Below are 12377 nucleotides of genomic sequence, written 5' to 3' on the forward strand. Positions count from 1 at the left end.
AGTATTGAAAGAAATTAATTTTTTATGAGCGAACTTCAGCGACTTAAAAGTTTGTTGCCTCCAGAAAATGAAAGTTGGGTATTTGTTGAAGCTGCTGCTGCTATAGACCCGCCTTTAATAACACTTGAGGAAATTGGTCGTGATGAAGTAGAAATCCAAATAGATTTAGATGAATGGGATAATTTTGCAATTGACCACAGAAACTTATTATTTTGGCACGAGGTGGGGAAAATCCAAAATGATACAATCCCAAGAGATGGATGGGAAATGGCAGCTCTTGCGATAGGTCTCGGTGGGGCAATTGGGGAGTTATGGGTACAAGATGGTCTGCTTCTATTACTTGCACTAGGTTTGTCAAGTTTTGCAGGATATAGATTATATATAAAAAATAATTCTGAAAAAAAACTTCAAGATGCTATTTTTGCAGATGAAAGAGCTATAGATCTTGCTTGTAGATTTGGATACAGCATTCCAAATGCCTATAAAAGTCTAGGAGGAGCATTAAAGGAATTAATAGAAAAAACTCGAAAAAAGAAAAAAAGGAGTTTCTTTGAGGATAGACTAGAGGCATTAAGAAAAAGTGCAGAAAAGGCTAGATCAGAATTATCTCAGCAAGAAGGTTCAGAAAAATCAGTATCAAGTGAAAATGTTTATGGACAATAAAAGTTTAGTATTAATGGCAGCTAAAGCATGTGATGATAAAAAGGCAAAAGATATAAAACTTATAAAAATAGACAAAGTTTCATTTATAAGTGAATGGATATTAATAGCAGAAGGATTGTCTGATGTACAGGTTAGATCTATAAGTAACTCAGTAGAAGGAGAGCTGAGAGAGAAGGCTAAAATTGAACCGATAAGAAAAGAAGGGATTAACGAGGCGAAATGGGCTTTGCTTGATTATGGTGATCTGATTGTAAATATATTTCAACCAGAAATAAGAAAATATTATGACCTTGAATCATTCTGGAGTAATGGAGATAATCTTACATTTCCATAATTATTATTTTATGAACGAGTTTAAATGCCCTGTCCCTAAAGAGCAACAACCAACAAATGAATTCATAGAACTATCAAAGTCTAGAATTTTTTCTTGGCCAAAAACAAAAAAATCACTAATTATTATATTAATTAAATTTTGGCTAGTTGCTTTTGCTCTATTTCTTGTTATTTCTTCAGGAAGTGTATATTTCAAATCATCCATATTAAGATATAGCTTGTTAAGTTTTTTCAGCAGTTTATCAATACCTCTATTAATTTCTATACGGTTATATTTGGGTTGGAATCATGTATTTAAGAGATTAACATCGGAAAAAGTTGAATACGAAGAATCCGGTTGGTATGACGGTCAAATATGGAAAAAGCCATTAGTTTTGAAAGAAAAAGAATCTCTTATTGCCTCAATTGAGGTAAAGCCAATTTTAAAAAATTTAATTCAAATTTTTTCTATTATTTTGGTTTTAGCATTATCGGGCATTTTGCTTTTTCAATATATCAATTTCTAAATGAGTTCTAATTTCAAAAACCTCTACACTTCGAATAATCCTCCTTTACAAGCAACCTTAATGAGAGGATCAAATATTGAGTCAATCCATAAAATTCATGCAGTTATTACTGACAAAAAAGGAAGGGTTTTAATGTGTGCAGGGAATCCAGAATATAAAAGTTTCATAAGGTCAGCATTAAAACCTTTTCAGGCAATACCTTTTGTTAGTAGTGGGGCCGTATCAAAAATCAATAATGAATCAAAATCAATTGCGTTAGCATGTGGATCACATAGTGGATCAAAACTTCATTCGAGGGAAGCCTTCAAAATTTTATGGGAATATGACATTGACATTAATAATCTGAAATGTCCAAAATTAAAGACAAGTCCATTAGAACATAATTGTTCAGGTAAACATGCTGCTTTTTTAGCTACATGCAAAAAAATGAACTGGCCATTAGATAGTTACTTAAAGGGAGATCATCCACTACAAATTGAAATATTCAGAATTGTATCTGAATTACTTGGAATCCCTTTATCTGAAATAAACGCAGAACGTGATGATTGTGGTGCCCCAACTCTTTATTTGAAACTATTAGAAATGTCCAGATTATATTCACTTCTAAGTAGTTCCGAAACTGCTGAATTAGAACAAATAAGTAGAGCTATGACAATAAACCCAATAATGATAAGTGACATAAATAAATTTGATACAGAAATAATCAGAGCTTCTCATGGAAAAGTCATAGGTAAAGGTGGCGCAGAGGGAATACAGTGTCTATGTAAGGTAAATGAAGGGATAGGGTTAGCTTTAAAAGTAGAAGACGGCTCAAGAAGAGCCAAACATGCTGTTAGTCTTCACTTACTAAAACAGCTAGAGTGGATATCTGACTTAAGAATTCAAGACATTGAAGAAAAGGTGTTTAACTTTCCTGAAGGGGTACGACTTGAAGTTAAAGGTAAATTAAAATTCCAAGAATCCTAAAAAAACAGAAAAATAACCCTTTCAGATGTATGCTATGTATATGTCGCGGGGTAGAGCAGTCTGGTAGCTCGTCGGGCTCATAACCCGAAGGTCGGAAGTTCAAATCTCCCCCCCGCCACCATTTAGAAGCAGCTTCAAGGCTGCTTTTTTAGTCATTGCACTAGTAAGATTACAGCAAGTAGAAATATATAAAATAACTAAAGACTTTATATATTTATATCGTACTAAAAAGAGCTTATTAGAAATTATTTGAGATCCTTTTGAATAGAAAATTTGAAGTCAACTCTAACTAATAGACCAATAATGATAAAAAATATTCCAATGTATGAGTTCAAAGATAGATCCAAAATATTGAATTTAATTATCTAATTAAATTTTAGCTCACAATTCGTTTCTATTAAATAAATATGCTAATAACAAATAATTTAAATAAATCTGAATGTTAGCCATTTTCATCGTTAATAAGTAATTTCATAAAGTAGAGTTAAAAAGTTAAAAATATCTAATTAAGAAAGTAAAATGCAGAATTTGCTACAGCGTGATTTAGGCTCAAGCTTATTGTCATTAGCTGTAATCATAGGTTGGTTAGGACTGTTTTTTGTATTTTTGAGAGTATTAACAATTTCAATAAAAAGAATCCTTGAAGCGATTTTCAAAAAATAATAATTAATGAAATAAATCAATAATTCTGAATTAATCGCAAAAATCCTTTATCACTAAGTATAATAACCTAAAAAAATGTCAATTTTAGATAAGGTTAAGATAGGAAATTGTGTTCAAGTTAACCTAGAACTATCTAAGGATAGACTTACCAAAGAAACTATTGATGCGATAAATGTTTCTTCATTGGGTAAGATAAGTGATTTCAGAATAACTGATGGCAAAGGTATTGGAGTTGTCTTGCAATTATCTAATGGAAAAGAGCAATGGTTTTTTGAAGATGAAATCGATCTTCTCGACGAAAATGGTAATATAATTAAAAAAAATCATGATAAAAAAGAGAATAGTAATTTTATATTTGATTTTTTAAGAGGATTAAATTATGAAAATAAAAATAAGGTAAGCGATTTACTTAATCCAATTAACTTTTTTATCTGGCTGGTTGTATCGTTTAAAGATATTTTTTAATTGTTTAAAAAATTTTCTAAAATAAGAATAATTCAACAATTAACTTAAATATAAATTTCAGTAATTAAAAATTTAAATGGTACAAAATATTATCGATGTAAAAAATTTATCTAAGTCATTTGATATCTCTTCCAAAGAACCAGGCTTAAAAGGAACAATTAAACATTTTTTTAGAAGACAAACAAAAAGTTTAAAAGTTATAAAAGATATAAGTTTTGAAATTAAAGAAGGAGAAGTAGTAGGTTTTCTAGGTGCTAATGGAGCTGGGAAAACAACAATATTAAAAATGCTTTGTGGCTTAATTTATCCAAGTGAGGGTTCGATTTTGGTTTCAGGCTACTTACCTTTCAGGAGAAAAGAAAATTTCCTAAAGAATATCACCTTAATAATGGGACAAAAGCAACAGCTTATTTGGGATCTTCCGCCAATTGAATCATTCTATTTGAATGCATCAATATATGACTTAGATAAGTTCGAAGCTAAAAAGAGAATAAAAAAACTCTCGGAAATGCTTGAAATTGATGAAGAGTTATTCATACCTGTTAGAAAACTTTCACTAGGTCAGCGAATGAAATCAGAATTACTAGCAGCTTTGATACATGAACCAAATATTCTATTTTTAGACGAGCCAACACTTGGATTAGATATTAATGCACAAAGAAATTTAAGAAAATTCCTTCAAAAATATAATAAGGAAACTAATGCAACGATATGCCTAACCAGTCATTACATGAAAGATATAACATCGCTATGCAAGAGAGTTATATGTGTGCACGAAGGGGCGATATCTTATGATGGGAAACTTGACCTATTATTAAAAAAACTTTCTCCTGTTAAAGAAATATTAATAGTTTGTCGCTCAGAAGAGGATGCAATTAAATTAGAAAATTCTGGTTTTACTGTAAAAAATAAAATAAAGAATGAAATCACTATAAAAATTGAAAACAACTCTATTACCCCTACACTAAAATCTATCCTAAATAATTTTGATATTGATGACCTTTTTATAAATGAACCACCTATAGATGAAGTTATTGGGAAGGTATTAATCAAGAAAGAATATGATATCTAATCTGATTAACCGTAAAATATTCACCCTATTAAAAGTCCAATATTCAAACATGTTGGAATATAGGGTAGAAATTGCATTATGGGCAATTTCAGGGATTATTCCTTTTTTCATGTTAAATATTTGGACAAATAATAATCTAAATGAATCCATAAACATTAGTGATGTTATGCTTTCTAGGTATTTCTTATGTGCTTTTTTTGTAAGACAGTTTTCTGTAGTTTGGGTTGTATTTAGTTTTGAAGAGGATTCTCTTATGGGGAAAGTATCTCCGTATTTAATTCAACCTTTAAATCCATTTTTCAGATATTTTGCACAACATCTTGCTGAACAAATAACAAGATTTCCTTTCGCTCTAGTAATAGCATTTTTCTTTTTTATTTTTAATCCAGAAAGTATATGGATACCAAATTTAGGTATTTTACTCTTATCTATAATATCTACTTTCTTATCCTTCTTGATTCAATTTTTAATTCAGTCAATTGTTGCATGTATATGTTTCTGGACAGAGAAAGCATCATCGATAGAAAGATTGTTATTTATTCCAACTTTATTTCTCTCAGGACTTCTAGCACCAGTAGTTTCATTTCCCGCATATGTTAAATCTTGGATTTATTTGACTCCTTTTCCATATCTAATTGATTTCCCTGCGAACTTACTGTCAGGTAATGAAACAAATATTAGTGGAGGCTTAGGTATGCAAATTTTATGGATTTTTTTACTTTTCCCATTATTTAAGAAAATCTGGTCTGAAGGAACGAAAAAATATACAGCAATGGGGTCATGAATATAAGAAAATATCTAAAAGTTTATAAAAAATTCTTACATACTTCTTTAGCTTCTGAATTGGAGTATAAGGCAAATATATTAGTTGATTTAATTACTGCAATTTTAAGTTTAGTAGGAAGTATTTTTCTATTAACTATTTTCTTTCAAAATAGTGGATATATTGGAGGTTGGAAATTTGAACAGGCACTAATAATCCAAGCTATTTATACGATTTTGAATGGAATAACAAACACATGGTTCAATCCTAATCTTACAGAAATAGTTAAACATATAAGAGAAGGGACATTAGACTTCGTACTTTTAAAACCTATTGATAGTCAATTTTTTATTTCATTAAAAAAATTAAATCCATCTGGATTTTTAGAAATAATGCTTGGATTTTTCTTGTTGTTCTTCTGCATAAGAATAAATCAAATCAATTTAAATTTAAGTTTTTTGACCTTATCCTTGATTACGATATGCTGCTCTATATGTATTTTATATAGCTTATGGTTTTTTATCTCTACTACTACTATTTGGTTTGTTAAGACTTGGAATGCAATAGAAGTATTAAGATCATTCCTTTATATTGGAAGATTTCCTCTAAATTCATTTTCATTTTCTTTAAGAATTTTTTTTAGTGTTTTCATTCCTATTGCTTTTATAACTACAATTCCTTCTGAAGTTTTTCTAGGACTTTCTCAATTGTGGAAAATATTGCTTGAAGTTATTGTTGCTTCAGTATTTCTTATAACTTCAAGAAAGTTCTGGTTATTTGCATTAAAGTTCTATTCATCAGCATCTAGCTAACTATTATTTAATAACCTGCCGGCAAAATTCCCAAATTTGTTGTTTACTTTTCAGATTAGAAAGCCTAGATAATTTCTTAAAATGCGGTTGAGATTTTTCAACAGATAAAATTCTACAATTATATTCGATTTTATGATTTCTAGATATAGTTCCTAATTTGAGTGCAACATTACAAAGTATTATTATTAAAGTGATAAAAAAAACTATACCGAAAAATTGTGCAATTGATTTTGAATAATTTTCATTTTCAGTTTTTAATTCAAACTTCATTACTTAACTATATGCTGAGGGCACTTAATTGCAGCAATAGCAACAGCCGTAACTTTAAAATTTTCTGACTTTTCAATAACTTTTTTAACCTCTAATGGTCCAAATTTATCACTTGCATCACTGTAAGAAAGAAGTAAAGATTTATAGTTATCATGACCTAGATTTCTATACTCACAGAAATTATCCCCAACGTAATTTAAAAGAGTTAGTAAAGTTAATTCAATCATTAAAGCTTTTTACTCGCAAAGTTCTTACGAATGATACTGTGCTGGACATTTTTAACAAGTAAAATTACCCAAAAACATTTGAAAACATAAAATAGGATTTTTGCTCATAAACTTAAAAATTACAAAATTTTTTTAGAATTTTAAATTTACATATAAGAAAATCATTAAAGCACTATCTGTAGTGTATGAATAGGATAATGTTTGCGCTACAGATAGGGGGTTGCATTTTTTAAGAAATTGGTTTAAAAATAAGGTTCCCCATCACCCGGCCCCACATATGTGAGGCCTTTTTCATGTTTTTCAAATAAAGTCTAAAACTGTTATTAAATAAAACGAGTAATTCATTAACCCCTTTGATAAAGAATAAAGATAATAAATAATTTATTTTTAATTTATAATCCTGCTTTAGAATTTTTTTTCTAAAATTTACTACTATTCTCCAATAATTTTATAAAAAGCTTTTTATCGATTTAATAAATAAGCTAATACCAACAAAAATACAAACTGTTATAAAAGTTTTCTTAATAAGTATATTCCCATTTAATTTTGACAGATGAGCGCCTAAAAATCCTCCTGTAAAGGAACCAATTATTAAAACTATTAATAAATTTAATGGAACCGATCCTATTCTTGCCAAAAATACTGCTCCTACAAAATTCCAAAAAATCCCAACTGTAAAAAATGTCATACTTATGGCTCGAAGAAAATCCATTTCAAAAGTTTTTATTAATAGTATTGTTACAAGCAATCCAGTTCCTGAAGAAATAGAACCATTTAATATACCTATAAGAAAAATAAAAATTAAAAATCTAATTTTATGAACAAAATTAAGCTCCTTATTACCAGATGATAAACCTAAATCTGGTTTAAGGAATGAGTAAATAGCTAATAATATAGATATTATTCCTAAGATTAAGTACAAATACTTTTCTGATATATATTCAACTACAGAAGCCCCCAAAATTACTCCTGGTAATCCAAAAATTAAAATTTGCCAAGCAACACTTATATCATTACCTAAAGATTTGTAATTTCTTAAGGAACCCCCTATTCCTAGTGCTACTGTTGCTAATTTATGACTAGCCAAAGCCTGATAATAAGGAACACCAGATAAAATCAATGCAGGCAATTGTAATAATCCTGCTCCTCCTCCAGAAATCGCTGAGAACGTATTAGAAAAAAACGATATCAAAAAGATATAAATACTTTTAAATAAAGAATGATCAAAATTTCCTAATAATATTGTTGATAAATAAAGCATTAAATATAAATTGCCCTTTGTATTAATAAGTGAAAATTATTCTTTTCATAAGAAACATTTGCTTTAAGAAGTCTTATCTTATTTTTTTCAATCATAATTTAAAAAAAACTGTTATTATCAATAAAATTATCAAGAATATTATGCATAGCCAAGATGCTATTTACCTTGATCAGTTTTGTCCCAAGATAAGTAATAAAAATTGGAGAGAATCACTTAATAAACTTACTAAATATAGTTGTATTTATTGCGGGAAACCATCAGAATCACTTGACCACCTTCAGCCAATGTCAAAAGGGGGGATAAGCACTACGAATAATTGCGTTCCATGTTGTTTGTCATGTAATGGGAAGAAATCAGATTCGGAAGTTCTTAGTTGGTACAGAAAACAACCTTTTTATGATCCTCGAAGGGCTATGGCGATACGAGCATGGTTTAATGACGATTTAAAACTAGCGTCTGTTCTTTTGAACTACTTAAATTAAAAATAAAATAATAAATTGATTAAGATACAAAAAATATTTGTACATAGTTGAAATGGATATACCTATTTTGGTAAATAATGAATTTCTATTTAAATTATTCTTTTTATTTCTGAATTTATTTTGCTCCTGTAAAGTGAAATATTAGAATAATCATCTTTCCACATTATTGGCGAATCTATAACCTTTCTCTCTGGAGACTTTACTGAAAAAATTAATCCAAATACAAATATAATCGTAATCAATATGATAATCATTACTAATTTGTCTGAAATATTATTCATTAAACTAATCTATCCAGAAAAATTTTTGTCAGGGGTGGTTTTTTCGTAGATTTCTAGAAAATATGATTTAAAGTAATCTACTCCCTCCTTTCCAATCAAACCAAATGACCATCCACAATCATTTACTACTTGTAATGAGATTTGATTTGCCAAGTCACTTTTCTCAATCCATTTTTTCTGTGGATTGTAAGAAAAAGATATAATGTTTTCGGTTTGTACAATTGCTGATTTCATTGCTTCATCTTTAGAAAAACCATTTTGAATATCCTTGCAATATTTCCTGGAGAAATTATTAGATATCCTATTTTGTAACAAACTAACACTAGGGTCTGACGTATCAAAAGCTAAACCTACTGGAGATTTTAATTGAAATACTATAAATAAAATTAGACCAAAAAAGAATTTTATCAAAAGCTATTTATCAATACTCATAAATAATATAATAATATTTTGTAATTGTCTTTTCAATTGAATCTGATAATTTTTTTAAAGCAAATTAAATTTCAATTTATTAAAAATTAAAAGTATTGCATTAAGTTCAGTAATAATAGTCAGAGGTTTATTTGACTACTCATATGTACGAATCATTCATGACATTGCTCTTTTTTCCTGATTGGGCAAATGGACTACCCTCAGATTTTTTAATTCTTCATTTTTTCGTAGGAGCTGTAATTTTTCCATTCAACATGATTCATGCTAAAGCAAGAAAAATTGACAGTAAAAACCCTCAAGAAGCCGCAAATGGTTATAAAAATTCAGACAATACTACATTTTTTGGATACGAAGAAATCAATTAGATTTCCATATAATTTCTTTTAGGAATTACTTAATTGATGATAATCTCCCTAAATACAGCTTTAGATCTCAAAATTTTCAGCCCAAGTGAACCTATAGGAGTATTGATTATTTCTTTAGGATTAGTATTTACTGGTATGATTTTTTATATTATTTACGCTGTAAGTACTAATAAAGAATCACTAGAAGATAAAAAAATAAGAACTAAAAAAGAGTCTTTGCAAAAAGAGAAAATAGGAAAATTATTTCCTAAGAAAAAATAAATTTTATTGTTTTATTATTATAAAGTAATTTATTTATATTGTTAATTATCAAATCAGTAGGATCCAAAAACATAAGTTTTAGCTCTTTCAAATCAAACATTTTCTAAAAATTTAACTATAACAACAAAATTTTTTTTACGAGGACTTCATATTGTTAATTGCATAGCTAAATTATTTTCATATCAAGCAAAAAATGTTAAAAATGGAAAAAATAATTTGAAATCTTGGAGAATTCACCTAAATATCTATTTCTTGCTAGTGGAGTGAATAATGGAGAAGGGTTTTGGATTGTGGGAATAAAAAATTGCGATGAGAATATCCTTGAGGATGAAAATCTCTTAGATTGCCATAGAAAGGAATTAATAGGAAATGAATCAGCAAAAGATATTCTTTTAGCTATTAATTTAAACGTAAATAATTTATTAAATGAACTAAGAAACAAAAATTATTTAATTGCAAGACCTTCAATGGGGATTCCATTTGATATCCCTTTAGAAATCTTGGAAAATATTTTTGATTTTTGGTTAGATATTTATAAAAATCATGAAGCCTGGGAAGCTTGTTTGGGACTTCTTAAAGTTAGAAAAAGGATTCCACTAAAAAACCTAATTGAAAGCGAAAGTTTAAAGGGAAACTCTAAAAAATGGGCTATAAAAATTGAAACGTTACATACTTATGTTCCTTCTTCACTTAAAAATGAAAAATTAAATAACCCAATGTGGGAATAAATAAATCTTTAAATACTAAAAATATTTACTTCGTTGGATATTTAAGTAAAAATAAAATAACTAATAATTTAAAAATGAATAAACCATATTCTTTTAGTATGGATCAAATGAACGGTATAGTTGAGGATACATACGCCAAGATAATAAATGAATGTGAATATTTAAAAAAAAATACTAATTGTCCAAATGAGCAAGTAGTAGCACTTTTAAGTGTAATTGCTTCAAATTACGCCACTACAACAGAAAAAAATGAAAATTAAGATGATAAGTTATTTTACTTGGAGCGAATTTGATAAGAGCGTAGAAGAAATAGCTGATAAATGTAGGTTTAAGGAGTTTTCTGGCATTTATGGAGTTCCTCGGGGTGGATTATGTCTTGCTGTAGCACTTAGCCATAAATTAAAAATTGAATTAATTTCAAAACCAATAAAAAATTCACTAATAGTAGATGATGTTTATGAAACAGGCCTTACATTAACGACCTTCAAAGATATTGAAGGAGCAGTGTTTTTTGTATTATTTAGCAAGATTAAACCTACATGGTGGAATACAGTATTTATATCAAAAAAAAGCCAATGGATAGTTTTCCCTTGGGAAAATACTTTAAATTCAAAAAGTGACCACGAAGAGTACATCAAAAAAAGAGGTTTGAGTTGAGAAGGAAATTATATTTGGCAAATCCATATGGATTTTCAAAACAAACTAAAACTCTCTTACATGAATTTATTGAAATCTTCAATGATTTAAATGTAGAAGTATTTGAACCTTTTGAGAGAGCAAAACCACTAACAGAACAAGAAAGTGAATGGGCATATGACGTTGCAAGAAGTAATTTCCATGATTTAAAAGAATGTGATTGTATTTTTGCGATTGTTAATGGAAATCCACCAGATGAAGGAGTAATGGTTGAATTGGGTATCGCAATTGCTCTAAAAAAGGAAATCTTTTTATTCAGAGATGATTTTAGAAATTGTTCCGATAGCGATCAATACCCATTAAATCTAATGTTATTTCTTGGACTGCCTAAAGATGATTGGGAAAAGTATTATTTTGAATCATTACAAGATATAAAAAGTAATAAAAAAAGATTTGTTGATTGGGCAAAAAAATAAGCTATATAAACCATCAATTCTTGAGTTGAAGTTTGAATTTTTAATTTATCTATTGAGGTGCTAGAATAATATTTATTTAGAAAATTTTGACACAGGTAACAGTTGGAGAGAACGAGGGAATTGAGTCAGCCCTTAGGAGATTTAAAAGACAAGTATCTAAATCTGGAATTTTTGCAGATTTAAAAAGACTTAGGCATCACGAAACTCCTATTGAAAAATACAAAAGAAAGTTACAACAGAGAAGAAAAGCAAGAAGAAGATAATCTCCTAGAACTTATTAATTTTTTGTATATTTTTAATATTATTAATTTTTATAGAGGACTTTAAAAAAATTTAACTATTTAAGCTTTTTAAGCTTCTTAACAAGATTTATTCCAACTCCTGACACGGCAAGAAGATCTTTTTCATCAGCGGCGATAACTGCCTTTGTTGTTTTAAATCCAGCCTCATACAAAGCTTTTGCGCTTTTTGCTCCAACACCTGGAAGTGTAGTCAAAGTTTCAATATTTTTCTTAGAATTTACCGCTTTGGTTTTTGTTTTTGTTTTTGTTTTTGTTTTTGCAGACTTTGCTGCTTTTTTTTCTTTCTTTAAAGGAGTTTCAGGAGTTACTTCACTTTTAAATAAAATTGATTTTAGTTTGCTGAGAAATTTAGAAATCATTGCAATATATAAGTAATAAAATTAGCTCTTCAATTTAATATTATCAAATTCCAG

At 28.6% G+C, this 12377-nt stretch carries 22 protein-coding genes and 1 tRNA gene; 18 read left to right on the forward strand and 5 right to left on the reverse strand.

Annotated elements, in window-relative coordinates; translation table 11 throughout:
- The first annotated feature begins 24 nt into the window (after positions 1–24).
- The 10 genes from HA149_RS05070 (at position 25) to HA149_RS05115 (ending at position 6243) form a co-directional block, all read left to right on the forward strand.
- Positions 25–663 carry a DUF3318 domain-containing protein gene (locus HA149_RS05070; RefSeq protein ID WP_209113606.1) on the forward strand — a complete coding sequence of 213 codons (639 nt, stop codon included), beginning with the start codon at positions 25–27 and terminating at the stop codon, positions 661–663.
- Positions 653–997, forward strand: coding sequence for a ribosome silencing factor (rsfS, locus tag HA149_RS05075; RefSeq protein ID WP_209113608.1), 345 nt, complete (start codon positions 653–655; stop codon positions 995–997). The genes HA149_RS05070 and rsfS overlap by 11 nt, the downstream gene beginning before the upstream one ends.
- A 10-nt stretch (positions 998–1007) precedes the next feature.
- Positions 1008–1502 (forward strand): CGLD27 family protein, encoded by a 495-nt coding sequence (locus HA149_RS05080; protein ID WP_209113610.1) that lies wholly within the window; start codon positions 1008–1010, stop codon positions 1500–1502.
- On the forward strand, positions 1503–2468 hold the full coding sequence (locus HA149_RS05085) for an asparaginase (protein WP_209113612.1): 966 nt from the start codon (positions 1503–1505) through the stop codon (positions 2466–2468).
- A gap of 44 nt (positions 2469–2512) precedes the next feature.
- Positions 2513–2589: transfer RNA gene (locus HA149_RS05090), tRNA-Met, on the forward strand.
- A 398-nt stretch (positions 2590–2987) separates the two neighbouring features.
- The gene (locus HA149_RS05095; protein ID WP_209113614.1) at positions 2988–3131 is read left to right on the forward strand and encodes a hypothetical protein; all 144 of its coding nucleotides are present in this window, start codon (positions 2988–2990) and stop codon (positions 3129–3131) included.
- A gap of 75 nt (positions 3132–3206) precedes the next feature.
- Positions 3207–3596 (forward strand): cytochrome b6-f complex subunit PetP, encoded by a 390-nt coding sequence (petP, locus tag HA149_RS05100; protein WP_209113616.1) that lies wholly within the window; start codon positions 3207–3209, stop codon positions 3594–3596.
- A 76-nt stretch (positions 3597–3672) separates the two neighbouring features.
- Positions 3673–4668 (forward strand): ABC transporter ATP-binding protein, encoded by a 996-nt coding sequence (locus HA149_RS05105; protein WP_209113618.1) that lies wholly within the window; start codon positions 3673–3675, stop codon positions 4666–4668.
- Positions 4658–5452, forward strand: a complete 795-nt coding sequence (locus tag HA149_RS05110) for an ABC transporter permease (protein WP_209113620.1) — start codon at positions 4658–4660, stop codon at positions 5450–5452. Before HA149_RS05105 ends, HA149_RS05110 begins: the two co-directional genes overlap by 11 nt.
- Positions 5449–6243 (forward strand): ABC transporter permease, encoded by a 795-nt coding sequence (locus HA149_RS05115; protein WP_209113622.1) that lies wholly within the window; start codon positions 5449–5451, stop codon positions 6241–6243. The genes HA149_RS05110 and HA149_RS05115 overlap by 4 nt, the downstream gene beginning before the upstream one ends.
- A 3-nt stretch (positions 6244–6246) precedes the next feature.
- Here HA149_RS05115 and HA149_RS05120 read toward each other — a convergent pair whose 3' ends face one another.
- The 3 genes from HA149_RS05120 to HA149_RS05130 form a co-directional block, all read right to left on the reverse strand.
- Complete coding sequence (locus HA149_RS05120) at positions 6247–6513, reverse strand: hypothetical protein (RefSeq protein ID WP_209113624.1); 267 nt, start codon at positions 6511–6513, stop codon at positions 6247–6249.
- Entirely contained in the window at positions 6513–6740 is a 228-nt protein-coding gene (locus HA149_RS05125; RefSeq protein WP_209113626.1) for a hypothetical protein, read from the reverse strand. The genes HA149_RS05120 and HA149_RS05125 overlap by 1 nt, the downstream gene beginning before the upstream one ends.
- A gap of 448 nt (positions 6741–7188) precedes the next feature.
- Complete coding sequence (locus tag HA149_RS05130) at positions 7189–8001, reverse strand: sulfite exporter TauE/SafE family protein (protein WP_209113628.1); 813 nt, start codon at positions 7999–8001, stop codon at positions 7189–7191.
- 140 nt (positions 8002–8141) lie between these two features.
- Here HA149_RS05130 and HA149_RS05135 point away from each other — a divergent pair, with 140 nt between their 5' ends.
- On the forward strand, positions 8142–8483 hold the full coding sequence (locus HA149_RS05135) for an HNH endonuclease (protein ID WP_209113630.1): 342 nt from the start codon (positions 8142–8144) through the stop codon (positions 8481–8483).
- A 290-nt stretch (positions 8484–8773) separates the two neighbouring features.
- Here HA149_RS05135 and HA149_RS05140 read toward each other — a convergent pair whose 3' ends face one another.
- Positions 8774–9175, reverse strand: coding sequence for a hypothetical protein (locus HA149_RS05140; protein WP_209113632.1), 402 nt, complete (start codon positions 9173–9175; stop codon positions 8774–8776).
- Between the two features lie 179 nt (positions 9176–9354).
- Between HA149_RS05140 and HA149_RS05145 the strand changes: the two genes are divergently transcribed.
- The 7 genes from HA149_RS05145 (at position 9355) to rpsU (ending at position 11925) form a co-directional block, all read left to right on the forward strand.
- Positions 9355–9561, forward strand: a complete 207-nt coding sequence (locus HA149_RS05145; protein WP_245154673.1) for a hypothetical protein — start codon at positions 9355–9357, stop codon at positions 9559–9561.
- Between the two features lie 36 nt (positions 9562–9597).
- Positions 9598–9822, forward strand: a complete 225-nt coding sequence (locus HA149_RS05150) for a hypothetical protein (protein ID WP_209113636.1) — start codon at positions 9598–9600, stop codon at positions 9820–9822.
- A gap of 224 nt (positions 9823–10046) precedes the next feature.
- Positions 10047–10550 carry a josephin gene (locus tag HA149_RS05155; protein ID WP_209113638.1) on the forward strand — a complete coding sequence of 168 codons (504 nt, stop codon included), beginning with the start codon at positions 10047–10049 and terminating at the stop codon, positions 10548–10550.
- On the forward strand, positions 10541–10810 hold the full coding sequence (locus HA149_RS05160; RefSeq protein ID WP_245154674.1) for a hypothetical protein: 270 nt from the start codon (positions 10541–10543) through the stop codon (positions 10808–10810). The genes HA149_RS05155 and HA149_RS05160 overlap by 10 nt, the downstream gene beginning before the upstream one ends.
- Before the next feature lies 1 nt (position 10811).
- Complete coding sequence (locus HA149_RS05165) at positions 10812–11207, forward strand: phosphoribosyltransferase (RefSeq protein WP_209113640.1); 396 nt, start codon at positions 10812–10814, stop codon at positions 11205–11207.
- Complete coding sequence (locus tag HA149_RS05170) at positions 11204–11662, forward strand: nucleoside 2-deoxyribosyltransferase (protein WP_209113642.1); 459 nt, start codon at positions 11204–11206, stop codon at positions 11660–11662. Before HA149_RS05165 ends, HA149_RS05170 begins: the two co-directional genes overlap by 4 nt.
- A gap of 86 nt (positions 11663–11748) precedes the next feature.
- Positions 11749–11925 (forward strand): 30S ribosomal protein S21, encoded by a 177-nt coding sequence (gene rpsU, locus HA149_RS05175; RefSeq protein ID WP_002806486.1) that lies wholly within the window; start codon positions 11749–11751, stop codon positions 11923–11925.
- A gap of 74 nt (positions 11926–11999) precedes the next feature.
- Here rpsU and HA149_RS05180 read toward each other — a convergent pair whose 3' ends face one another.
- A complete protein-coding gene (locus tag HA149_RS05180) occupies positions 12000–12323 on the reverse strand; it encodes a helix-hairpin-helix domain-containing protein (RefSeq protein WP_209113644.1) in 324 nt (107 codons plus the stop codon).
- Positions 12324–12377 lie beyond the last annotated feature (54 nt).

This window comes from Prochlorococcus marinus XMU1406, from assembly GCF_017696055.1.
Taxonomy (GTDB): Bacteria; Cyanobacteriota; Cyanobacteriia; order PCC-6307; family Cyanobiaceae; genus Prochlorococcus_A; species Prochlorococcus_A marinus_W.

What these genes read in the sequence shown, in the direction of transcription:
- HA149_RS05145 (WP_245154673.1), top strand. Translation starts at nt 9,355, where the DNA reads ATGACATTGCTCTTTTTTCCTGATTGGGCAAATGGACTACCCTCAGAT.
- rsfS (WP_209113608.1), top strand. Translation starts at nt 653, where the DNA reads ATGGACAATAAAAGTTTAGTATTAATGGCAGCTAAAGCATGTGATGAT.
- HA149_RS05130 (WP_209113628.1), bottom strand. Translation starts at nt 8,001, where the DNA reads ATGCTTTATTTATCAACAATATTATTAGGAAATTTTGATCATTCTTTA.
- HA149_RS05180 (WP_209113644.1), bottom strand. Translation starts at nt 12,323, where the DNA reads ATGATTTCTAAATTTCTCAGCAAACTAAAATCAATTTTATTTAAAAGT.
- HA149_RS05150 (WP_209113636.1), top strand. Translation starts at nt 9,598, where the DNA reads ATGATAATCTCCCTAAATACAGCTTTAGATCTCAAAATTTTCAGCCCA.
- HA149_RS05105 (WP_209113618.1), top strand. Translation starts at nt 3,673, where the DNA reads ATGGTACAAAATATTATCGATGTAAAAAATTTATCTAAGTCATTTGAT.
- HA149_RS05115 (WP_209113622.1), top strand. Translation starts at nt 5,449, where the DNA reads ATGAATATAAGAAAATATCTAAAAGTTTATAAAAAATTCTTACATACT.
- HA149_RS05080 (WP_209113610.1), top strand. Translation starts at nt 1,008, where the DNA reads ATGAACGAGTTTAAATGCCCTGTCCCTAAAGAGCAACAACCAACAAAT.
- HA149_RS05110 (WP_209113620.1), top strand. Translation starts at nt 4,658, where the DNA reads ATGATATCTAATCTGATTAACCGTAAAATATTCACCCTATTAAAAGTC.
- HA149_RS05135 (WP_209113630.1), top strand. Translation starts at nt 8,142, where the DNA reads ATGCATAGCCAAGATGCTATTTACCTTGATCAGTTTTGTCCCAAGATA.
- HA149_RS05085 (WP_209113612.1), top strand. Translation starts at nt 1,503, where the DNA reads ATGAGTTCTAATTTCAAAAACCTCTACACTTCGAATAATCCTCCTTTA.
- HA149_RS05070 (WP_209113606.1), top strand. Translation starts at nt 25, where the DNA reads ATGAGCGAACTTCAGCGACTTAAAAGTTTGTTGCCTCCAGAAAATGAA.
- HA149_RS05120 (WP_209113624.1), bottom strand. Translation starts at nt 6,513, where the DNA reads ATGAAGTTTGAATTAAAAACTGAAAATGAAAATTATTCAAAATCAATT.
- petP (WP_209113616.1), top strand. Translation starts at nt 3,207, where the DNA reads ATGTCAATTTTAGATAAGGTTAAGATAGGAAATTGTGTTCAAGTTAAC.
- HA149_RS05165 (WP_209113640.1), top strand. Translation starts at nt 10,812, where the DNA reads ATGATAAGTTATTTTACTTGGAGCGAATTTGATAAGAGCGTAGAAGAA.
- HA149_RS05095 (WP_209113614.1), top strand. Translation starts at nt 2,988, where the DNA reads ATGCAGAATTTGCTACAGCGTGATTTAGGCTCAAGCTTATTGTCATTA.
- HA149_RS05125 (WP_209113626.1), bottom strand. Translation starts at nt 6,740, where the DNA reads ATGATTGAATTAACTTTACTAACTCTTTTAAATTACGTTGGGGATAAT.